Annotated in this window: 16 protein-coding genes; 12 read left to right on the plus strand and 4 right to left on the minus strand. The window is 75.9% G+C overall.

All coding sequences use genetic code 11. From position 1 onward, the window contains the following. Positions 1-3: 3 nt before the first annotated feature. Positions 4-999: an FHA domain-containing protein gene (locus DMB38_RS09960; protein WP_206337673.1), complete on the plus strand. Its 996-nt coding sequence runs from the start codon at positions 4-6 to the stop codon at positions 997-999. Between the two features lie 176 nt (positions 1,000-1,175). On the opposite strand, the gene DMB38_RS09965 is transcribed toward DMB38_RS09960, so the two are convergent. Next, positions 1,176-1,475, minus strand: a complete 300-nt coding sequence (locus tag DMB38_RS09965) for a trypco2 family protein (RefSeq protein ID WP_125934863.1) — start codon at positions 1,473-1,475, stop codon at positions 1,176-1,178. 90 nt (positions 1,476-1,565) lie between these two features. Here DMB38_RS09965 and DMB38_RS09970 point away from each other — a divergent pair, with 90 nt between their 5' ends. The 11 genes from DMB38_RS09970 to DMB38_RS10020 all read left to right on the plus strand — a co-directional run bounded on the left by DMB38_RS09970 (position 1,566) and on the right by DMB38_RS10020 (position 19,324). After that, entirely contained in the window at positions 1,566-2,918 is a 1,353-nt protein-coding gene (locus tag DMB38_RS09970; protein WP_125934864.1) for a serine protease, read from the plus strand. Continuing rightward, complete coding sequence (locus DMB38_RS09975; protein ID WP_125934865.1) at positions 2,915-5,377, plus strand: tetratricopeptide repeat protein; 2,463 nt, start codon at positions 2,915-2,917, stop codon at positions 5,375-5,377. The genes DMB38_RS09970 and DMB38_RS09975 overlap by 4 nt, the downstream gene beginning before the upstream one ends. 24 nt (positions 5,378-5,401) lie before the next feature. Beyond that, a complete protein-coding gene (locus DMB38_RS09980; protein ID WP_125934866.1) occupies positions 5,402-6,874 on the plus strand; it encodes a hypothetical protein in 1,473 nt (490 codons plus the stop codon). Next, the gene (locus DMB38_RS09985; RefSeq protein WP_125934867.1) at positions 6,871-7,860 is read left to right on the plus strand and encodes a hypothetical protein; all 990 of its coding nucleotides are present in this window, start codon (positions 6,871-6,873) and stop codon (positions 7,858-7,860) included. The genes DMB38_RS09980 and DMB38_RS09985 overlap by 4 nt, the downstream gene beginning before the upstream one ends. A 2-nt stretch (positions 7,861-7,862) precedes the next feature. After that, positions 7,863-9,137 carry an ABC transporter substrate-binding protein gene (locus tag DMB38_RS09990; RefSeq protein ID WP_125934868.1) on the plus strand — a complete coding sequence of 425 codons (1,275 nt, stop codon included), beginning with the start codon at positions 7,863-7,865 and terminating at the stop codon, positions 9,135-9,137. 91 nt (positions 9,138-9,228) lie between these two features. Next, on the plus strand, positions 9,229-9,954 hold the full coding sequence (locus DMB38_RS09995) for an ABC transporter ATP-binding protein (protein ID WP_125934869.1): 726 nt from the start codon (positions 9,229-9,231) through the stop codon (positions 9,952-9,954). Next, positions 9,951-11,018 carry an ABC transporter permease gene (locus tag DMB38_RS10000; protein ID WP_125934870.1) on the plus strand — a complete coding sequence of 356 codons (1,068 nt, stop codon included), beginning with the start codon at positions 9,951-9,953 and terminating at the stop codon, positions 11,016-11,018. The genes DMB38_RS09995 and DMB38_RS10000 overlap by 4 nt, the downstream gene beginning before the upstream one ends. A 59-nt stretch (positions 11,019-11,077) precedes the next feature. Next, positions 11,078-11,482, plus strand: coding sequence for a globin (locus DMB38_RS10005; RefSeq protein ID WP_125934871.1), 405 nt, complete (start codon positions 11,078-11,080; stop codon positions 11,480-11,482). A 132-nt stretch (positions 11,483-11,614) separates the two neighbouring features. Then, positions 11,615-15,385, plus strand: coding sequence for an FtsX-like permease family protein (locus tag DMB38_RS10010; RefSeq protein WP_125934872.1), 3,771 nt, complete (start codon positions 11,615-11,617; stop codon positions 15,383-15,385). A 59-nt stretch (positions 15,386-15,444) separates the two neighbouring features. Next, positions 15,445-18,330 carry a hypothetical protein gene (locus tag DMB38_RS10015; protein ID WP_125934873.1) on the plus strand — a complete coding sequence of 962 codons (2,886 nt, stop codon included), beginning with the start codon at positions 15,445-15,447 and terminating at the stop codon, positions 18,328-18,330. Positions 18,331-18,361: 31 nt separating this feature from the next. Then, a complete protein-coding gene (locus DMB38_RS10020) occupies positions 18,362-19,324 on the plus strand; it encodes an ABC transporter ATP-binding protein (RefSeq protein ID WP_125938929.1) in 963 nt (320 codons plus the stop codon). A gap of 124 nt (positions 19,325-19,448) precedes the next feature. Here DMB38_RS10020 and DMB38_RS10025 read toward each other — a convergent pair whose 3' ends face one another. The 3 genes from DMB38_RS10025 to ettA are packed head-to-tail and all read right to left on the minus strand — an operon-like array spanning position 19,449 to position 22,355. Further along, positions 19,449-20,207: a hypothetical protein gene (locus DMB38_RS10025; RefSeq protein WP_125934874.1), complete on the minus strand. Its 759-nt coding sequence runs from the start codon at positions 20,205-20,207 to the stop codon at positions 19,449-19,451. Beyond that, complete coding sequence (locus tag DMB38_RS10030) at positions 20,204-20,689, minus strand: thioesterase family protein (RefSeq protein ID WP_125938930.1); 486 nt, start codon at positions 20,687-20,689, stop codon at positions 20,204-20,206. The genes DMB38_RS10025 and DMB38_RS10030 overlap by 4 nt, the downstream gene beginning before the upstream one ends. A gap of 1 nt (position 20,690) precedes the next feature. Beyond that, positions 20,691-22,355, minus strand: a complete 1,665-nt coding sequence (ettA, locus tag DMB38_RS10035; RefSeq protein WP_047015847.1) for an energy-dependent translational throttle protein EttA — start codon at positions 22,353-22,355, stop codon at positions 20,691-20,693. Positions 22,356-22,499 lie beyond the last annotated feature (144 nt).

The following is a 22,499-nucleotide window of genomic DNA, read 5'->3' on the forward strand; positions in this document are numbered from 1 at the left end:
GAGATGGCGACCTGCCCGAACGGTCACCCGTCAGGAGCCGAGGACTGGTGCGAGGTGTGCGGCATCCGCATGCCGGGCGCCGTCCCGCCACCGGCCGCCCAGGTCCCGCCGCCGGGCCCGGGGGGCTACGGCTACCCCGGTCCCCCCGCCGGCGAGCCCACCCATGCCGCGGAGCCCTGCCCGTCGTGCGGCACGCCCCGGGAGGGGCAGGCGCAGTTCTGCGAGGAGTGCCGGTACAACTTCGTCACCCAGAGCGCCCAGCCGTACGTGCCGCCGACGATGGCCCAGGGCTTCTCGCAGGGCTTCCATCCGCAGCACCCGCAGGGGCTGACGTACCAGCCCTCGGGGCCCTCGCAGGTCCACCGCGGCCCCGAGCCGCTGGGCCCGGACACCGGCGCGGCGCAGGCGCCGCCGCCTCCGCCGCCCCCGCCGCCGCCCGGACCCGGGCTCGGCGTACCGCCGCAGGCGCCGCCGCAGCCGGACCCGCGGATGGGCGGCGACTTCGTGATCACGCCGCCCAGTTCCGCCCAGCCGCCGCCGCAGCACGGGCAGCACGGGCAGCAGTTCCCCGGCCAGGGGCCGCCGCCGCAGCCGGGGGGCTGGGTGGCGGTCGTCGCGCCGGACCGGGAGTACTTCGCGGCGATGATGTCGCGCAGCGGTCCCGAGGCGCAGGGGCTGAACCTGCCGGCGTACTCGCCCGAGCAGAAGGTGCCGCTGGTCGGGCCGCAGATCGCGATCGGCCGCAAACGGCAGTCGACCGGTGAGGTGCCGGACATCGACCTCGCCAGACCTCCGGAGGACCCGGGTGTCTCGCACAAGCACGCGATGCTCGTGGAGCAGCCGGAGGGCGGCTGGGCGGTGGTCGACCAGAACAGCACCAACGGCACGACCGTCAACGGCGCGGCCGACCCGATCCAGCCGTTCGTCCCGGTGCCGCTGAAAGAGGGCGACCGGGTGCACGTCGGCGCGTGGACGACGATCCGCATCGAGCGGGGCTAGCCGCCCGTTCCGCCCGCAGGACCCGGAAGGCCCGGTGCCGAATCGTTCCGAGCCGGACGGCAGAGGCGATGTCGTACGGACCCCATCCCGTACGCCACCGCCGGACCCCGCACCACCGCGGGACCCAGCACCACCCGCACCACCCGCACCACCGCCGCCTCGACGGCGAGGCGCCCTCAGCGGCTGATCGGCCGGTCCCCGGCCGCGCCGTGCGGCACCAGATCGAGCTGCACCCGGTGCGTACCCACCCGGGTCGCGGATCCCCCGGCACCCGCCTCCACCACGCCGAGCCGCAGCGACAGCCGCCCCTCCCCCGTACGGTGCAGCTCCACCGCGAACTCCAGGCTCACCCGCTCCACCCGGAACCGCCAGTCGCTCCGCTCCCCTTCGCGCTCCGCCCGCACCAGCTCCCGCCGCACCTCGGCGATCGCCTCCGCCAGCCCCACCAACTCATCGCTCCGCGCCTCGAGCGCCATCAGCGAGCCCCCTTCACGTCATGACTATCTGTCAGTGAGCCGTGCCAGAGTGTAGAGGGGGAGCCGCCGGGAGCGTTATCGTCAGCCGTCATGGGGGATCGGGCTGCCGCGGAGGGAAACGGCTGGCGGCTGCGGCTGCGCGCCGGCGGCAAAGTGCTGGGCGCGGGCATCCTCATCGCCCCCGACCGGGCCCTGACCTCGGCGCACGCCCTCGACGGCACCGACGGCGAACTGACCGTCGACTACGCCGACTACCACGGCGCCGTCCCGCCCAGCCGCGCCCGCCCGCTGCCCGGCTCCGTCAGGCCCTGCGGCACCGAACCGGCCGACGGCGACGTCGCGCTGCTCTCCCTCGACCCGCCCCGCACTAAGGCCCGCCCGGCACCGCTGCGCCTCATCCCCCGCTACACCGGCGCGAAGGTGCTCATCGGCGGCTTCCCCGCGAAGGGCGACGAGGGGTTATGGGTACGGGCCCGGGTGGAGGGCCCGTACGGCGCCTGGTGGCAACTGACGCCGGAGAACCAGGTGATGGTCCTCGAAGCGGGCTTCAGCGGCGCGGGCGTCGCCAACGCCCAGTTGGACCAGGTCTCCCCCGAGCCGCCGCCGGAGGTCCTGGGCATGGTCGTCAGCCGGTTCTACGACGACGGGCAGGTGCCGCAGTTCGAGAAGCGGCACGGGCACATGATCCCGCTGGACCGGATCGCCGAGCTGCTGCCGGAGGTGCGCGGGCTCATCGAAGGGCCCGCCCCGCGCGACGCCGCGCTCTCCGCCGTCGTGCCGGCCCGCCCCGGCACGGGCGCGGACCCCGTGCTGGCCGCGCGGCTCGCAGGCTGGGCCGCGGGCGCCGGGCCGCCCGTGCTGCTCGTCACCGCGCCCGAGGGCTCCGCCCGGGACCTCGCCTTCACCGCCGGTCTCGGCCGGATGGAGATCGCCCTGGACGCCGCCGGGAGCAGGGCGGACGACCTCGCGTACGCGCTGGGCGAGCGACTGCGGCTGCCGGAGCCGTACGGCAGCGCCTTCACCGCCTGGCTGCGCGGCGGCGGCCCGCGGCCCGCCCTGCGCGACTCGGGCCGGCAGCTCGACCTGCCGGTGAGGGTCGCCGTGGCCGGGGCCGACACCGCGGCGGAGCCGCTCGCGGCCCTCGGCGTGCTGGCGCAGTTGGCGGCGCTGGGCGTCCGGCTGCTGGTCGTGCTCCGCCGCCCCGGCACCGAGTTCGTCAAGGAGGCGGAGCGGCGGGTGGAGTGCCCGGCGCTGCGCGCGTACGCCCGCGGGCTGGTCCGCCGGGTGATCGCCCTGGAGCGCGGCCGTACCGGACCGCGGGTGGCCAACGCCCGCAACGCCGCGCTCACCGCGCACGACTGCGCCCGCGACCCGGTGGCGGTGCTCCGCGAGCTGACCGGGCTGCTGCACGCGGACATCGCCCGCCTGGAGGGCCCCCGATGACGGATCCCGGCGTACGGACCGACTGCCCGCACCGGCTGTTCTCCGGCGCCGGCTGCACGGGCGAGCTGCTGCCCTCCGGCTACTGCACGAGCTGCGGCCGGCACCGCGACGCGCCGCGGCTGCCGGAGCCCGACGGCGGCCCGGCGCAGCCGCTGGTGCTGCCGGAGCTGCCCGCGGAGGACGCGTACGACTCGGTGATCCCGGAGAACGCGCCGCTGGCGTACGGCAAGCGCTGCGGCAACGAGGCGTGCGGTGCCCTGCTCGCGCCGCCGCTGGTGGAGCCGCCCGTGCCCAACGAGGGCCACTGCCCGGCCTGCGGGCACCGCTACTCGTTCGTGCCGCGGCTGCGCGAGGGCGACATGCTCGGCCAGTACCGGGTGCTCGGCTGCCTGGCCCACGGCGGCCAGGGCTGGGTCCACCTCGCGGAGAACACCCGCCTCGAGGACACCCAGGTCGCGGTGAAGGAGCTGCTGAACCGGCACGACAAGCAGTTGGCGGAGCTGGCGGAGAGCGAACGCCGCTACCTCATCGCCCTCGACCACCCGGACATCGTGCGGATCCTCGACTATCTGCGCGAGACGCGCGGCGGCACCGAGCAGCCGATGCACTACATCGTCATGGAGTACGTCGGCAGCAACACCCTGGAGAAGATCGTCACGGAGGTGCGGCGCGGCCGGCGCGGGCTCGACATCGAGGAGGTCATCACCTACGGCTGCCGGATCCTCGACGCGCTCGACCACCTGCACCGGCGCAAGGAGCCCATGGGGCCGCTGGCGTACTGCGACATGAAGCCGTCCAACGTCATCCACTACCGCGACGGACTGAAGGTCATCGACCTCGGCGGCGTCCGCCGCATCAGCGAGGCCACCGCGCCCGTGCGCACCGCCGGCTACGCCGCGCCGGAGGTCGACCGCACCGGGCCGACCGTCGCGCACGACCTGCACACCGTCGGCCGTACGCTCCAGGAACTGGCCCGCTTCGCCGCGACCCGCGACATCCCCGGCACCGGCATCACGTCCTTCCGGTACGTCGTGCGGTGCGCCACGGCGCCCGAGCCGGGCGACCGGTTCGCCTCCGCCGCCGAGATGAGCGAGCAACTGCGCGGCGTGCTGCGGGAGATCCGGGCGCTGCGCGGCAAGCCCGACCGGCCCGAGCCGTCCGCCCTGTTCGTGCCGGTGCGGCGGCTGCTCGACGCCGGCCTCGGCCAACTGCCGCCGCTGCGCCGCTGGCTGGAGCGGCCGGCGCCGCGGCGGAGCGCGCGGCAGGTCTCCGAGCCACTGGACACCCGGCCGCCGGCGGCGGGCGACGTGGCTGCCGCGCTGCCGGTGCCCAGGCCGCACGCGGAGGACGGCCAGCGCGGCCTGTTCGGGCTCTCGACTACCGATCCGGGGAGGAAGCTGCACCAGCCGCCGGATGAGCCGTCCGCCGAGATCTGCTTCCACAACGTGCGGATGCATCTGCAGTCGGTGCCGGCGCCCGGGCTCGCGGAGGCGGCGGCGGAGCTGGCCGAGGCGCGCGAGATCCTGGCGGGCAGCCCGCACAGGACCTGGCAACTGGACTGGTACGAGGGGCTGCTCGACCTGGTGCGGGCGCAGACCGCCGCGGACGGCGGCGGGGCCCGGGTCCTCCCGGAGGGTGAACAGGGCCCGGGCGACGCGGTGTCACCCGAAGTGGCGGCGCTGAACCGGGCGTACCGCCACTACGAGGCGGTCTACCGGCGGCTGCCCGGCGAGTACGCGCCGAAGCTGGCGCTCGGCTACTGCGCCGAGCGGCTGGCCGCCGCCGCGGCGGCCGACCCGGCCGGGACGGCCGGCGGGCGCACGCCGGAGGAGCTGCGCCGGATAGCCACCGACCACTACCGCACCGTCTGGTACCGCAACCGGATGCAGGGCAACGGGGCGTTCGGCCTGGCCCGGCTCGCGCTCGCCCGCGGCAGCCGGCGGGAGGCGGTCGACGTGCTGGACAACATGCCGATGGACTCCCCCGACCACGGCGCCGCGTGGATCGCGACCCTGCGGGTCTCGGCGGCGCGCCTGGCTGCCGGCGGCCCGGCGCTGCCGCCGCTCGCGGAGATCGGCCGGGCCCGCGCGCGGCTCGCCGACGCCGCCGACACCGGCAGCGCGGCGCCGCTCCATCTCGCGCAGGAGCACGGGCTGCTGCTGGAGGCGGAGTTCCTGGAGTGGGCGCTGGACCTGGTCACGGGGCCGGACGCGGCGGGCGGCGGCGACGGCTTCCCGTACGGCCGGCTCTTCGGTGAGCCGTACCGCCCGCGCGCCGGTGAACGCCTCCTCCCCCGCGTGCTGCCGTCCCGCCCGGCCGCCGCCCGCGACACCCCCGAGCGGACCATCCGGCTGCTGCTCGCCGCCTGTTACCGGAAGCTCTCCCGGCACTGCCGGGACGACGACCGCGCGAAGCTCATCGAGCTGCAGAACGCGGTCCGCCCGCCCACCGTCGTCTGACCCGCCCCCTGGAGGCGCACCCCGATGGACACGCTGCGGTTCGGCGTCACGCTCGCGGACGCGGCGGAGGCGCAGCACCGGCTGCGCGCCGACGTGGCCGCGCACACCGTCGACGCCACCGTGGAGATCACCGCGGAGGCCGCGGGCGGGCCGCTGCCGGGAGCCGCCGGCACCGGCGTCGTCGTGGCCGTGGACTTCGCGCCCGAGCGGCTGGCGGAGACCCGCAGGGCGGTCGCCGCGGCGATCACGGCGCTGCCGGACGGCATGGCGTTCGCGGTGCTGCACGGCGGCGGCGCGCCGCGGATCCGCTACCCGTACGACGCCGGTGAAGTCTGGGCGTACGCGGACGGCATCAGCCGGAACATCGCGCGCTTCGAGGCGGAGCGGCTGCTGCCCGAAGGCGGCGCGGCGTCCGCGGGCGGCACCGGCGGCTACGCGGCGTGGCTCGACGCCGCCCGCGCGCACGTCGCCCGCGAGCCGCGCCGGATCGCCCACCTGCTCATGGTCACCGACGGCCGCGGCCACGACGACGGCCGTCTCGACGCCGCGATCGACGCCTGCGCCGAGGTGCTGACGTGCGACGTCATCGGCGTCGGCGACGACTGGGAGCCGGCGCTGCCGGCCCGGATCGCGACCCGGCTGCACGGCCGGGCCGAACTGGCGGAGGGCGCGGAGCCGCTGGCCGCCCGGCTCACGGACATCGTCGGCCGGCTGCGCGCGACGCGGGTGCCGGCGGTGCCGGTCGAGGTGCGGCTGCGTACCGGCGTGACGCTGCGGTCCTTCCGCGAGGCGGCCCCCGTCAGCCGGGAGCTGCGGCCCGACCCGCGGCCCGCGGGCGCGGACCCGTGGCGGCAGGTCTTCAGCACCCGGCTGTGGGCCGCGGGCACCCGCCGCTACATCCTCTCCGTCGAGGCCCGCCCGGACGGCGACCCGGCGGCCGGGCGGGAGGCCGACATGCTGGAGGCGGACCTGCTGCTGGCCCAGGTCGCGCTCGGCCCCGCGGTGGCGGCGCTGCCGGGGCGCGGGGCGGCGGCGGTGCGGGTGCGCTGGTCGTACGACGCGGCCCCCGGCCGGGTGCGGGCGCGCGGCGCCAGCGCGACGTACCTGCTGCGGGACGATCTGGCCGAGGCGTTCAACGCGGGCTGCACCGCCATCTCCCGGGGTGACCTGCGCACGGCGGCGGAGATGCTGGGCGCGGCGGCGAAGCTCGCGTACGCGCTGAAGGACCGGGACTTCCTCGACCGCGATCTGAACCGGGTCGCCGAGGTGCTGGACGCGGCCAACGGCGTCGTACGGGTACGGGCGGACGCCGCGGTCGACCGTCCCGCGGTGCTGCGCAGCCGGCTGTCGCGCGGCCAGGACCGCCCCCTGGACCTGGCCCCGCCCGCGCCCGCCGGCATCCCCTGCCCCGCCCCCGGCTGCGGCCGGCTCTCCACCGCCGCGGCCGCCTTCTGCGTCGCCTGCGGCACGCGGCTCGCAGCGGGGAGCCCGCGGTGAGGGCGCGGCTGCGGCGGCTCCTGCGCGCGCTGCTGCTGCCGGAGACCGTCAAGTTCCGGCTGCTGCGCCACCTCGCGGCGGTGCTGGTCCTGGGTGCGGTCGGCGGCACCGCGCTGCTCGTCTCGTACGACACGGTGCACCGCGTGCCCGCGGAGTTGCAGGCGCGCTCGGTGCCCGCGGTCCAGGACGCGGTGGCGTTCCGCAAGGCGCTGGGCGAGGCGGACAACCAGGTGCACCGGTCGTACGTGGACGGCCTGATGGACACCGTGGGTCCCGGCGAGCGCTACAAGCAGCAGAGCGGCGCCGCCCGCCAGGCGCTGTCGCGGCTGTCCGACCGGCAGATCGAGGGCGACGACGGCCGCCGGGTCGTCGAGGTGCTCAACGTCCTGCACGACGCGTACCAGGACGCCGTCAACGAGGCCGCCGCCTACTACCGGGGTGAGGAGAACCTGCCGATGCGGGAGGAGAAGCTGCACGAGGCCGAGACGGTGCTGCGGCGCGAGGTCACGGGCATCCTGCCGCGGCTGGAGGAACTCCAGCACGATCAGCTCGCGACCATCGAGGACGAGACGGACGTGACCGCGGCCGAGAAGGCGGGCTGGATCGTCGCCCTGACCGCGCTGTCGCTGCTGGCGCTCGTGCTGCTGCTGGCCTGGCGGCTGCTGTGGCGGAGCTGCGGGCGGCTGTTCAGCGGCTGGCTGGCCGTGGCGCTGGTGCTCGTCGGCGTCCTCGCCGTGCTGCCGCTGGCCGCGACGTACGACACCCAGCACAAGCTGGACGCGGTGCACACCGCGCTGGTGCGCGTCGACGGCACCGACGAGCAGAACGCCATCGACGACGAGGCCGAGAACGTGCGCGAGAGCATCGCGTCCACCTCGGCGGCCACCCGCGCGCTGCCGTGGCTGGCGGCGGGCTGCGGCCTGGCGGTCGTGTGCGCCGCGGGCGGGCTGCTCTGGCGGCTCTACGACGACTACGGGAGGGACTAGCCGTGCTCCGACCGTCCCGGCTGCGCCGGGTTCTCGTGGCGGGGGCCGCGACGGCCGTGCTCGCGGGCTGCGTCGGCGGCCAGCCGCCGGTCGACGAGGCGGTGGACCGCCCGGTCACGGTGCTCGGTCCGTGGACGGGCCCGCAGGAGGAGACCTTCGAGAAGCTGCTGAAGAGCCAGGGCTTCGACTACGTCTACCAGGGCACCGCCGCCCAGCGCGAAGTGCTGCTCTCCCAGGCGCAGGCCGGCACCCCGCCGGACATCGTGATCATGCCGGGCACCGGCGAACTGGCGGAGTACGCCGCCGAGGACCGGCTCCAGCCGCTCGACGAGTGGAAGCTGTACGACGAGGACCAGTACCACGCCCCGTGGATCCCGCGGGCCACCGGGAAGTCCGGCGAGCGCGTGTACTGGGTGCCGGTCCGCGTGGCCCTGAAGAGCATCGTCTGGTACCGGGCGGCCAACGGCAGGCCGGAGTCCGTCGGGGCCGGGCAGTGGTGCGTGGGCATGGGCGACGACGGCGCCGCCGGCTGGCCCGGCAGCGACTGGATCGAGGACCTGCTGCTCCAGACCGCCGGGGCGAAGACGTACGCCCGCTGGGCGCGCGGCGAACTGGAGTGGACGGACGAGGCCGTCGTACGCGCCTGGACCGCGTGGGGCACGCTGATGAAGTCGGAGGGCACGGGGCCCGCGCGCTGGGCGCTGCTCAACGACTACCGGGGTGCCGACGACGCGAACGGGCTGCTCTTCGGCGGGCGGGTGCGGACCGACGAGTGGTGCGTGGCCGAGCACCAGGGCTCGTTCGCCCGCGACCTGTACGGGGACGCCGCCGGCCGGGCGGACTACACGCCCTCGACCCCGTATCTGCCGGGCACGACCGTGCCGCGCGGGCGGGAGGTGAGCGGGGACTTCGCGGCCCTCTTCGACGACCGGAAGAAGACGCGGCAGGTGTTCCGGTTCCTCGCCTCCGCGGAGGGGCAGCGGGCCTGGGCCGGGCTCTCGGACGCGCCGGTCTACAGCGCCAACGCGGAGCGGGGCATGCCGGAATCGGAGAAACCGGTGACGCAGCGGATCGTCCGCGACCTCGAGGACACCGCCCTGCCGCGCTGTCTGGACGCCTCCGACGTGATGCCGCCGGCGGTGCGGGACGCGTTCTACAACGCGGTGCTGCGGTACCTGGCCGCGGACGAGCTCGACCCGCTGCCGTGGCTGCAGAACGTCCAGAAGGTGCAGGAGTTCGAGAAGCAGCGGCCGTGGATGACGGGCATCTGCGGCTGACCCGCGCCCTCGCGCCCGTACCACCCCGAACTGCAGAAACGGCACTCCCCGCCCCTCCCGGAACGATCGCTCCGCCATTAGGGTCGGCCCCATGACCGCCGCGATCTCCGTCACCGGCCTGCGCAAGCGCTACGGCGACGTGCGCGCCGTCGACGGGGTGAGCTTCGAGGTCCGCGAGGGCGAGTTCTTCGGGCTGCTGGGGCCGAACGGCGCCGGCAAGACCACCACCCTGGAGATGGTCGAGGGCCTGCGCCGCCCCGACGAGGGCCGGGCGGTGCTGCTCGGCGAGCCGTCCTGGCCGCGCAACCCGGCGCTGCTGCGGCGCATGGGCGTCCAGCTCCAGGCGTCCGCGTTCTTCGAGAAGCTCACCGCCCGCGAGCAGATACGCACCTTCGCCTCCCTCTACGGCATCCCCGACGAGCGGGCCGACGCGATGCTCGCCGAGGTCGGCCTCACCGAGAAGGCCGGCACCCGCGAGGACAAGCTCTCCGGCGGCCAGGCGCAGCGGCTGTCGATCGCCTGCGCGCTGGTGCACGACCCCGAGCTGGTCTTCCTCGACGAGCCGACCACGGGACTCGACCCGCAGGCCCGGCGCAACCTGTGGGACCTGCTGCGCGGTATCAACGCCGCGGGCCGCACCGTGGTGCTGACCACGCACTACATGGACGAGGCCGAGGTGCTCTGCGACCGCGTCGCGGTGATGGACGCGGGCCGCATCCTGCGCGTCGGGAAGCCCGCGGAGCTGGCCGCGGAGCTGGAAGTGGACTCGCTGGAGGACGTCTTCCTGCAGTTGACCGGGCGGGAGTACCGCGAGTGAAGCCGTTCGTGAGCCTGTCGAAGGCCATGGCCCTGGGGCTCCTGCGCGACCGGGCCTCCGTCTTCTTCATCCTGGTCTTCCCGCTGATGTTCCTCGCGCTCTTCGGCGTGCTCTTCAAGGACGCGGGCGTCGCCCGCGCCACGGTGGTGCAGGTCGGGGCCGTCGAGGTCTTCGACGAGATGCCGGCGAAGGCGCGGGCCGGCCTCGACGACGTACTGGAGATCGAGAAGTCCGGGGACCGGGCCGAGGCGCTGGCGAAGGTACGGGACGGGGACGCCGACGCCGCCGTGTGGGAGGAGCCGGGCGGCAAGGTGCAGATGCGGGTCTCGGCCGCCGACCCGGTGCAGGCGGGCAGCGTCGGCGGGGTCCTCAGGTCCGTCGTGGACCAGGCGAGCATCGCGGCGACCGGGCAGCCGCCCGCGTACACGCTGACCGGCGGGCAGGTCGAGGACGAGTCGCTGCAGGCGATCCAGTACTTCACCCCCGGGCTGCTGGGCTGGGCGGTGGCGATGGGCGGGGTGTTCAGCGCCGCACTCGGGCTGGTGAGCTGGCGGAAGAAGCGCATCCTGCGGCGGCTGTGGCTGGCGCCCGTGCGCGCGGGCCCGGTGATCTTCGCCCGCCTCGGCGTCAACATGCTGCTGGCCTTCGGCCAGACCGCCATCTTCCTGCTGGTGGCCACGGTGCCGTTCTACGGGCTGAAGCTGACCGGCGACTGGTGGCTGGTGATCCCGCTGGTGGCCTGCGGCAGCGTGGCGTTCATGTCGATCGGCTTCGCGATCGGCGCGTGGGCGAAGACCGAGGACGCCGCCAACGGGCTGGCGCAGATCGTCGTGCTGCCGATGGCCTTCCTGTCCGGCTCGTTCTTCCCGCTCGACGAGGCGCCGCCGTGGGTGCGGACGATCTCGGAGGCGCTGCCGCTGAAGCACCTGGTGCAGGCCGTGCAGGACGTGCTGACGCGCGGCGGGAGCTGGTCGGACGCGCTGCCGACGATGGGCGTGCTGCTGCTGACGGCTGCGGTGTTCACGGCGCTGGCGCACCGGTTCTTCCGCTGGGACGCGGCGTAGCTCCCGGCGGGGTCCTACGACTTCCGTACTCGGCCGGGCGGGATGAGACGATGGATCCGATGACAGAGATTCCAGTGGGGCCGCCGCCGCCCGGGACGTTCTACGAGCAGGTGGGCGGCGAAGAGACGTTCCGCCGCCTCGTGCACCGGTTCTACGAGGGCGTGGCGGAGGATCCGCTGCTGCGCCCGATGTACCCCGAGGAGGACCTCGGGCCCGCGGAGGAGCGGCTGACGCTCTTCCTCATCCAGTACTGGGGCGGCCCGCGCACGTACAGCGAGGCGCGCGGCCACCCGCGGCTGCGCATGCGGCACGCGCCGTTCGCCGTGAACCGCGCGGCGCACGACGCCTGGCTGCGCCACATGCGCACGGCGGTGGACGAGCTGGAGCTGCCCCCGGCGCAGGAGAAGCAGCTCTGGGACTACCTCGTGTACGCCGCGGCGTCGATGGTCAACACCCCCGGCTGACCGGCGGATTCCGCTCCGTACCCGCGGGTCGGGGCCGGTCACGATCCGGTCAAATTCCCCCGTCACTCGCTACCGCGTGCGAACGCGCTCTGACAGCATCCACACAATTCGACGGTGGTGTCTGGGGGATGCGTGACGGGGTTCGTTCTGCTGCGGGCACGCGCCCACCGGCTGCTCCTCGCCGCGGCCCTCCTCGCCGTGCTGCTCACCACCGCCGTGCTGGCCACGCTCGCCGCCTTCTCCGGCACGGTCGGCGACGCCGCGCTGCGCCGCACGCTGGCCGGTGACGCGGCGGCCGACGCGGCGCTGACCCTGGAGGTCCCGTATCTGACCGGTGCGGACCGGGAGGCGGCGGGCAAGGCGGTCGAGGACAACGCGCGCGCGGCCTTCGCGGGCCTGCCGGTACGGGTCCAGAGCCTGGATCGCTCCGGGCCCTACGAGCTGCCGCGCCGGCTCCAGCCGCCGGCGGCGCGGGCCGGGGAGGACCCGGACCTGACGCATCTGGGGGCGCTGGAGCGGTCGGAGGTCGCGCTGACCGCGGGCCGCTGGCCGGGGGCGGCGGCCACGTCACCCGACGCGCCGGGTGCTTCGGACGCGCGGGACGGCGGCACCGTACAGGTCGCCGTGCCGCAGATCGCCGCCGACCGGCTCGGCCTCGCCCCCGGCGACACCCTCGCCCTCGCCGGACGGAGCGACGACGACCCGCCGCTGCCCGTGGAGATCACCGGCGTCTACCGCCCCCGCGACCGCGAGGCCCCGTACTGGCTCGCCGACGAACTCCACGGCAAGGGCGTCCAGCAGGGCGGCTACACCACCTACGGCCCCCTCCTCACCGACCCCGGCTCCTTCGCCTCCGGCCGGGTGGCGCAGGCCGCCGGGGCGTGGGTGCTGCGCGGCGACTTCGGCGAGATGACCGCGGGCCGGGCGGACGCCCTGCGCGCGTCGGTGAAGAAGGCTTCCGGCGCGCTCGCGGACGAGCCGGTCTTCGACGGCCGCGCCGTGGCCACCACGCGGCTCCCGCAGCTCCTCGACGGCACCGAACGGGCCCTGCTCGTCAGCCGGTCGACGCTGCTGATCGTCGCCCTCCAGCTCGTGCTGCTGGCCGCGTACGCGCTGATGCTCGTCGCCCGGCTGCTGGGCGCGGAGCGTCGCGGCGAGACAGACCTGCTGCGCGCCCGCGGCGGCTCGCGGCAGCGCATCGGCGTGCTCACCGCCGCCGAGTCGCTGCTCCTCGCGCTGCCCGCCGCGATCGCCGCGCCGCTGCTCGCCGGGCCGCTGATCCGGCTGCTCTCCGCGCGGGGCCCGCTGGAGCGGGCGGGGCTCACCCCGGACTCCGCGGCGGGCCGCGGCACCTGGCTGGTCGCCGCGGCCTGCGCGCTGGGCTGCGCGGCGGCGGTCGTCGCGCCGACGCTGCTGCGCGGCGGCGGCGCCGACGGGGTGCTGTCCGCGGGCCGTACGGTACGGGCCAAGCCGCTGCCCGCACCGCTGCGGGCGGGCGCGGACGGGGCACTGCTGGTGGTGGCGGGCGTGGCCTACTGGCAGTTGGACCGGCAGACCTCCGGCAGCGGCGCGCTGAGCGGCGACCGTTCCGGCACCCTGGGCATCGACCCGGTGCTGGTCGCCGCGCCCGCGCTGGCGCTGCTGGCCGGGACGGTGCTGACGCTGCGCCTCCTGCCGCCCGTCGCCCGGCTCGCGGAGCGCCGCGCGGCGGCGGGGCGCGGGCTGCCCTCGGCGCTCGCGGGCTGGCAGTTGAGCCGCCGCCCGCTGCGCGGCGCGGGTCCCGTGCTGCTGCTGGTGCTGGCGGTGGCGATCGGCATGCTGGCGCTGGCCCAGGGCGCGTCCTGGGACCGCTCGCAGCGCGACCAGGCGGACTTCCACGCGGGCACCGACGTACGGGTCCTGACCAGCCGGCTCCCCGAGCTGGGCCAGGGCGGCATGATGGAGCGCGTCCCGGGTGTGGCCGCCGCGGCCCCGGCGGCCCGGTGGGGCATGAGCCTGTCGGGCGGCGGCTCCGCGGAGGTCCTGGCCCTGGACACGGCACAGGCGGCGGAGGGCCTGCGGCTGCGCCCCGACCTGGCGGACGGCGCGGAGGGCGCGGAGCTGCTGCGCAAGCTGGCCCCGGGGGGTCCGGTGGGGAAGCAGGAGTCGGCGCCGGGACCGGAGGAGAAGCGGGAGTCGGCCGCGGGCGCGGAAGACGCAGGCTCCGGCGCGTACGCCCCGGGCGCGACGAGCGCCGCGGACAGCACGGGCGCCGCGGACAGCACGCGGCACTCTGTCCCGGGCGCGGAGCGCCCTGCGGGCGGCCCGCCTCCGGACTCGTGGCGCGCGGAAACCGCGCCCGCAGACACCGCGGCCCGGCCCGCCGCGGGCGCGGAGCGCGCCGTCGGCGACCCGGACCCGGTCGACCGACCGGCTTCGCCGGACCACGCGGCCCCGGCCGCGGCGCGTACCGGAGGCGCGGGCGCCGCGGCCCCCGTTGCCTCCGCGGCCCCCGCGGAGCGGACCCGCGCCGGCGGGCTGGAGCTGCCCGGCCTGCCCGGGGAGGTGCGGGTGGTGGCGCGGCTCGACGCGGACGCGACCGCCCGCGGGCGGGCCGCGGTGACCGTGCTCGTCGAGGACCGCTACGGGGCCGCGTACGAGCTGCCCGCCGGCGACCTCCCGGCCGACGACCGTACGCACACCCTCACCGCCGACGTCGCCGCCGCCGCGGCCGCCCCCGACGGCCGCCCCGCGGGGCCGCTGCGGCTCACGGGGCTCCGGCTCGTACACCCGCAGCCGAGGGACGGCGGGGAGCGCCGGCTGGACGTCGCGCGCATCGAGGTCGCCGAGCCCCTCGGTGCGGAGGACACGGCCGCCGGCCCTCGGGAAGTGCCCCTGCCCGACGGGTTCAGGTGGCACGCCCGCGCGGTCTCCGAACCCGAGGCGCTGCACGACGAGATCCCCGCGGCGGTCGCCGACCGCCCCCGTGCCACCGGCGACTCCGCGCTCTCCCTGAGCTACGACACCGGCGACCAGTTCTACGACACCTGGACGGGACCGCCCCTCGTCACCCTCACCGTCACCGCCGCGCGCGGCGCCACCCCGCCGCTCACCGCGCTGGCCACCGACGAGATGCTGAAGTCCACCGGCGCGAAGGTCGGCGACACGATCAGCGTCCCCGTCCCCGGCGGCAGCCTCTCCGCGAAGATCACCGGCTCGGTGCAGGAGCTGCCGACCACGGGACCCGGCTCCCCCGCGGCCGCGGCGGAGCCCTCGCGCGCCCGGTTCGGCGGCGCCCTGCTGATCGACCTGCCCACCGCCAACGCCGCGCTGACCCAGCGCGGCCTGGCCACGCTGCTGCCCTCGGAGTGGTGGCTGACGACGCGGCCGGGCGAGACGGACACCACCGTCGCCGCCCTGCGCGACCGCGCCGACACCGATCCGGGCAACGTCCTCGTACGCGACGAGCTCGCCGGCGAACTCGACGGCGACCCGCTCGGCGCGGGGCCGCAGGCCGCCCTCGCCGCCACCGCCGTCGCCGCGGCGGTGCTGGCGGCGCTCGGCTTCGCCGTCAGCGCGGCGGCGTCCGTACGCGAACGCACCCGCGAGTTCGCGGTGCTGCGCGCGCTCGGCGCCCCGCAGCGGCAGTTGGCGCGCACGTTCGCCGCCGAGCAGGGCGTGCTCATCGCGCTCGCGCTGGCCGCCGGGATGCTGCTCGGCTGGGCGCTGGCCCGTTCCGTCATCCCGCTCATCACCCTCACAGGACGGGCGGCGCAGCCCGTACCGCCGGTCGTGGTGGAGCTGCCCGCGGGGTCCGTGGCGGGGCTGCTCGCGGCGGTCGCGGCCGTTCCCGTCCTCGTCACCGTGCTCGTCGCGCTGCGCCGCGGCGACCCGGCGACGGCACTGCGCCTGGGAGGCGAGTGACATGCCGCCCGCCCGCGCCGCTGCCTCGCCCGCCCCGTCGACACCGGGAGGCCGGTGACATGCCCGCACAGGACCCGCCGGAGGCGCCCGAGTCCCCGGACGTCCCGGAGGCCGCCAACGCCCCGGACGCACCCGCGGACCCGCCGCGCGGCCCCCGCCCGCCCGGCGCCGCCCCCTGGGTGCGGACCCGGCTGCGGGCCGCGCCCGGCGGCGCGGTCGCGCTGGCGCTGCTCGTGCTCGTCACCGCGTTCCTCGCCGCCGCGTTCCCGCGCGGCGTCGACACCTACGAGGACCGCGAGGCCCGAAGGCTGATCGAGGGCGCCACGGCCGCCGAGCGGAACGTGGCGCTCACCGCGCAGCCGGACCCCGAGGCGAGGTTCGAGGACCGGGCCGAGTCGATGGGCGGGCGGGTCGTCGAGCGGTTCGTGGAACCGGTGCTGGGGGAGTTCCGCGAACCGCTGCGGGCGGAGCGCGGGCAGGTCTCGTACGGCGTACGGACCAAGCCGGTACTCGTCACCGACGACCCGTGGCTGCCGAAGACCGACGGGCAGCGGCCCGAGGTCCAGCTCGACGCGCGCGCCGGGGTCGGGGAGCGCGCCCGGGTGGTCGAGGGCCGGCTGCCGGAGCCGACGGCGTACGAGGCCGAGGGCGGCGGCGACGTCGCCCTCGAAGCCGCCGTCACCGCCGCCACCGCGGACAAGCTGCGCCTGCGCGTCGGCTCCCGCGTCCACATCCCGCGGTCCGAGGGCACGGTCACCGTCGAGGTCACCGGCATCCTGGAGCCGAAGGCGCCGGACAGCGACTACTGGTCCGTCGACCCGCTCCTGCGCACCCCCGAGCTGCGCCAGCGGCCGGAGTCGCTCGATCCGCAGCGCTACTGGACCGCCGCCTTCCTTCTCCACCCCGACAGCGGCCCCGCGCTCTTCGCCGGCACGCAGTCGTTCGGCCCGTCCTTCGAGGACGCGGGCACGTCACCGTACTGGAACGTGCCCGTTGCCGGCGGCGCGCTCCGCGGCCGGAACGTGGCCTCGGTGCTCGACGCCCTGTCCACCCTCCAGGAGGGCCCCGGCTTCGAGCGGCTCGCCCAGCGGTCCGGCGGCACGCTCGACGTCTCCACCGGCGCCACCGGGCTGCTCGCCGGCTACACGGGGGCGCGCGACGCCATCGCGCCCATCGTGGCCGTGGCCGCCTTCGGAGTCGGCGCGGTCGCGGCGGTGGTGCTGGGCATGAGCGGCGGCCTCGCCGCCTCCCGGCGCCGCGCCGAGCTGGCGCTGCTCCGCTCCCGCGGCGGTTCGCTTAGGGGCATCGCCACCCGCCTCCTCGCCGAGAACGCCGCCGCCGTGCTGCCCGCCGCCGCGGCCGGTTACGGCCTCGCCGTCCTGCTGCTGCCCGGCGCCCGGCACGCGCCCGCGCTGCTCGCGGCGGGCGCGACGGCCGCGCTGGCGCTGTGCGCGCTGCCGCTGCTCGCGGTGGCCGCCGTCCGCCGGCCCCGGCCCCCGGTCCGTACCGACCTGGTCAGGGCGCGGCCCTCGCGGCAGCGGCTGGTGGCGGAGGTGACGGCGGTGGTGCTCGCGGTGGCCGCCATCGTGGTGCTGCGCCGCAGGGGCGACGCGGACGGCGGCGCCGACGCGCTGGTCAGCGCGGCGCCGGTGCTCGTCGGGGCGGTCGCCGCGACGGTGTTCGTACGCCTCTATCCGCTGCCGCTGCGGCTCGCCGCCCGGCCGGCGGCGTGGGCGCGCGGCGCGCTCGGCTTCCTGTCGCTGGCCCGCGCCGGGCGCGCCCCCGCGGCGTCGGCACTGCCGCTGCTGGCGCTGCTCGTGGCGCTGACGACGGCCTCGTTCGGCGGCTCGGTGCTCACGGGCGTCGCCGACGCGCGCGCGACGGCGTCGCTCCACAGCGTCGGCGGCGACGCCCGCCTCACCTCGGCCGCACCGCTGCCCGGCGGTCTCGCCGCGCAGGCGGAGAAGGTGGGCGGCGTACGGCACGTGGCGGCCGTGAGCACCGAGAGCGGACTGCAGGTCATCGGGCTGAGCGGCGACCTCACGCTGCTGACCGTCGACGCGGCCGCGTACGCGCGCCTCAGCGCCGACCTGGGCCTCGGCCCCTTCGACGCCGGCCGGCTGCGGGACGGGAACGGCGGCAGGGCGCTGCCCGCGCTCGTCTCCCCCGGCGTCGCCGACCTGATCGGCGACGGCACGCTGGGGCTCCAGTCGTCCCGGGGCCGGATCACGGCGGAGGTCGCCGCGGTACGGACCATGACGCCGGCGCTGACGGGCGGCCAGTTCGCCGTGGTGGACGCCGAGAGCGTGGCCCGGCAACTGCCCGGCACGGAGTCGGTCACCGAGGCCCGCCTCGACACGCTGCTGCTCTCCGCCGCCGGCGGCGGCCTGGACGGCGCGGCGCTGCGGGAGCTGGTCCGCGACTCCGCGCCCGCCGCCGGCCTGCTGCTGCGCGACGACGTGACGGACGACCTGGCCGCCTCGGAGCTCCAGCGCGGCGCGGAGCGGCTCTACGCCGCCGCCGCGGTCGCCGCCACCGGCTACGCGCTGCTCGCCGTCCTGCTGTCGCTCCTGCGCGCCGCCCCCGAGCGCGTCGCGCTGCTGGCGCGGCTGCGCACGATGGGCTTCAGCCGGCGGCACGGGCGGCGGCTGCTGGTGCTGGAGGCACTGCCGCAGTTGGTGGCGGCCGGTCTGGTCGGGGCGCTGGCGGGGCTGGTCACCGTACGGCTGCTGGGGCCGGGCATCGACCTGAGCGCGCTCGCGCTCGGCGAGGAGAGCCCCGACCTGCTCGGCCCCGGCGGCGCGGAGCTGCGGGCGGACCCGCTGGCGCTGGCGCTGCCGTCCCTGGCGGTGCCGGCGCTGGCGCTGGCGGCGGTGCTGGTGCAGGCGTGGTGGGGCGGCAGACGGCGGGCCGTACAGGAACTGCGGGCCGGGGAGAGGGAGTGAGATGGCCCAGACGCAAGAGAGCACGGGCGGTATGAGGAGCGGGACGACGCTGGAGGACCTGGAGCGGCGGGCGGCGGAGCAGCGCGCCAGGCCGGCGTACGGGCACGACGCGCTGATCTCCTGCGACCAGCTCGTCCGCATCTTCCGCACCGACGGCGTGGAGGTGCAGGCGCTCCAGGGCCTCGACCTGCTGGTCGCCGAGGGCGAGTTGCTGGCCCTGGTCGGCGCCTCCGGCAGCGGCAAGTCCACCCTGCTCGGCATCCTCGCGGGCCTCGACGTCCCCACCGCGGGCACCGCCACCGTCGCGGGCTTCGACCTGCTGGCGATGGACGCGCGGGCCCGGCTGCGCTACCGCCGGGAGGTCGTGGGCTTCGTCTGGCAGCAGACCGCGCGCAACCTGCTGCCGTACCTGACGGCCGTGCAGAACGTCGTGCTCCCGATGCAGCTCAGCGAGGGCGGCGGCGGCCGCCACGCGCGCCGCCGCCGGGTGGCGTTCGCCGAGGACCTCCTCGGCCTCCTGGGCCTCGCCCACTGCCGCGACCGCCGCCCGCGGCAGATGTCGGGCGGCGAACAGCAGCGCGCGGCGATCGCGGTCGCGCTGGCCAACTCCCCGGCGGTGATCCTGGCGGACGAGCCGACGGGCGAGCTGGACTCGGCGACGGCGGAGCAGATCTTCGCCGCCTTCCGCACGGCGAACGAGGAACTGGGCACGACGATCGTCATCGTCACCCACGACCAGGCGGTGGCCACGCAGGTCCGCCGCACGGTGGCGATCCGCGACGGCCGGATGGCGTCGGAGGTGGTCCGCCGCACGGAGGTCGACGCGAGCGGCGAGGAGCGGGTGGTGGCCCGCGAGTACGCCGCGGTCGACCGCACGGGCCGCCTCCAGCTCCCCCAGCAGTACACGGAGGCGCTGGACATCCGCGACCGGGTGGTCCTGGACCTGGAGGAGGACCACATCAGGGTGAGCCCGGACCGGGAGGACGGGGAGTAACCGGGGGCGCAGGAGCGGACGCGGCGCGAACGGCGGGCAGGCCGCGCAATGTCCGCGGGTTGCGTACCGTGCGTGCGACCGTGACGGGCTCAGGTGCCGCCCGGGCGGCAACCCGCGGACCCGGTCAGACCGGGGTGACGCCCAGGCGGCCCAGGCCGCCCGTGCGGCGGAGGGCCACCGAGCCGTACGGGGTGCGCAGGCGCAGCCAGTTGCCGGCGGCGAGCAACGCCGGCTCGGCCGGGTCCTCCGGGTGCGGCAGGAGGCCGAAGACGCGGGCGGCGTGCGCGGCGCGCAGCGGCAGCGGGGTCCCGCCCAGCGGGCGGCTCCAGATGTCGCCGCCTATGCGGTCCACCTCCGAGCGCGTCCGCTTCTCCTCGGGCAGCGCCTCCACCCGGGACTTGAACTCCGCGACGCCCGCCACCACCGCGACGCGCAACTCCTCCGGCCGCGGCAGCCCCGCCACCGGCTCCCAGCCGCTCCGCGGCGGCAGCAGCCCGGCCCATCCGGGCCCGCTCACCGGCTGCGGCAGGTCCACGGCCGACTCCCGCCCCGGGGCCGGGGATCCGGCACCAGGGGCCGCGGCCGCGCTCTCCGCAGATCCCGCCCCGGCGTTCGCCGCGTCGATCGCCTCCGCCAGCTCCCCCGCCGACACCGTCTCGTCCAGCTCCGCCGCCGTGGTCAGCAGCGCCGTACGGACCACGATCACCTCCAGCGCCGGTGCGTGCCCGAAGACGGCCAGCGCCGCTCCCCCGGTCCCGCCCCCGGCGCCGGCGGCCACCCGCAGCCGTACCGCCGCGCCCCTGTCGTACCGCAACAGCCGCCCCAGGAACACCGCCAGGCTCTCCGCCTGCCGTCCCTCGGCGAACACCAGCCGCCGCGTCATGCCGCCGCTGCCTCCCCCGGCCTTCCGGGCTTCCCCGATCCCGCGGGCGGGGGCGGCCCCAGGTACTTCTCCAGGAACGCCCGCTCCTCCGCCGTGATCCGCCGCGGCCGGCCGGCCGCGAAGTCGAACGGGACGATGACCGTCGACGCGTGCGCGTACACCGCGCCGCCGTCCCCGGGCGCGTCCTTCACCTCGTACGCCAGCGTCGCCGCCGCCGCGCGGATCTCCGTCACCCACACCTCGATCGTCACCGGCTCGTACCGGTGCACGAGCTGGCGCCGGTAGTCGATCTCGTGCCGGGCCACGACCGACCCGCCCGCGAAGGACGTACCGCCCCCGCCGGCGCCCTCGCCGGGCGCCAGCCGGAACATGAAGTCGATCCGGGCCTCCTCCAGATAGCGGAGGAACTCGACGTTGTTGACGTGGCCGTACGCGTCCATGTCCGCCCACCGCAGCGGGCAGCGGTAGACGTGCCGGGCCACGTCAGCCACGGGTGAGCTTCTTGTACGTCGCCCGGTGCGGGCGCGCCGCGTCCGGGCCGAGCCGCTCGATCTTGTTCTTCTCGTACGACTCGAAGTTGCCCTCGAACCAGAACCACTTGCTGTCGCCCTCGTACGCCAGGATGTGCGTCGCGATGCGGTCCAGGAACCAGCGGTCGTGGGTGATGACCACGGCGCAGCCCGGGAACTCCAGCAGCGCGTTCTCCAGCGAGGAGAGGGTCTCGACGTCGAGGTCGTTGGTCGGCTCGTCGAGCAGCAGCAGGTTGCCGCCCTGCTTGAGGGTGAGCGCGAGGTTGAGCCGGTTGCGCTCGCCGCCGGAGAGGACGCCGGCCGGCTTCTGCTGGTCCGGGCCCTTGAAGCCGAAGGCGGACACGTACGCCCGCGAGGGCATCTCGACCTGGCCGACGTTGATGTAGTCGAGGCCGTCGGAGACGACCTCCCAGAGCGTCTTCTTGGCGTCGATGTTGCCGCGGGTCTGGTCGACGTAGCTGACGTTCACGGTGTCGCCGACGCGGATGCTGCCGGAGTCCGGCTTCTCCTGGCCGAGGATCATCTTGAACAGGGTCGTCTTGCCCGCGCCGTTGGGGCCGATGACGCCGACGATGCCGTTGCGCGGCAGCGTGAAGGAGAGGTCGTCGATGAGCAGCTTGTCGCCGAAGCCCTTGCTGAGCTTCTCGACCTCGACCACGACGTTGCCCAGGCGCGGGCCCGGCGGGATCTGGATCTCCTCGAAGTCGAGCTTGCGCATCTTCTCGGCCTCGGCCGCCATCTCCTCGTACCGGGCGAGGCGCGCCTTGGACTTCGCCTGCCGGCCCTTGGCGTTGGAGCGGACCCACTCCAGCTCTTCCTTCAGCCGCTTCTGCCGCTTGGCGTCCTTCTGGCCCTCGACCTTCAGGCGCGCGGCCTTGGTCTCCAGGTACGTGGAGTAGTTGCCCTCGTAGGGGAAGGCACGGCCGCGGTCCAGCTCCAGGATCCAGCCGGCGACGTTGTCGAGGAAGTACCGGTCGTGGGTGATGGCGACGACGGTGCCCGCGTACTGCGCGAGGTGCTGCTCCAGCCAGGCCACGGACTCGGCGTCGAGGTGGTTGGTGGGCTCGTCGAGGAGGAGGAGGTCGGGGGCCTCCAGCAGCAGCTTGCAGAGCGCGACGCGGCGGCGCTCGCCGCCGGAGAGGTTGGTGACGGGCCAGTCGCCGGGCGGGCAGCCGAGGGCGTCCATGGCCTGTTCGAGCTGGGCGTCGAGGTCCCAGGCGTTCTCGTGGTCCAGCTCCTCCTGGAGCTTGCCCATCTCCTCCATCAGCTCGTCGGTGTAGTCGGTCGCCATCTGCTCGGCGATCTCGTTGAACCGGTCGAGCTTGCCCTTGGTGTCGGCGACGCCTTCCTGGACGTTTTCGAGGACGGTCTTCTCCTCGTTGAGCGGGGGCTCCTGGAGGAGGATGCCGACGCTGTAGCCGGGCGAGAGGAAGGCGTCGCCGTTCGACGGCTGCTCCAGGCCCGCCATGATCTTGAGCACGGTGGACTTCCCGGCGCCGTTGGGGCCCACGACACCGATCTTGGCGCCGGGCAGGAAGTTCAAGGTGACGTTGTCAAGGATGACCTTGTCGCCGTGCGCCTTGCGTGCCTTGCGCATGGTGTAGATGAACTCAGCCAAGAGAAACCGTCCGGCAGATCCGAGGTGGGCAGATGCACCCATCTTGCCGCACGGGCGCCCCCGCACGAAAACGCCCCCGGTCCCGCCCGTCGCCGGCGGCGGCAGGGACGGGCGCGGGGCGGGCACGGGGCGGCGCCGGGGCCG

The sequence above is a fragment of the Streptomyces sp. WAC 06738 genome (genome assembly GCF_003945505.1).
Taxonomy (GTDB): domain Bacteria; phylum Actinomycetota; class Actinomycetes; order Streptomycetales; family Streptomycetaceae; genus Streptomyces.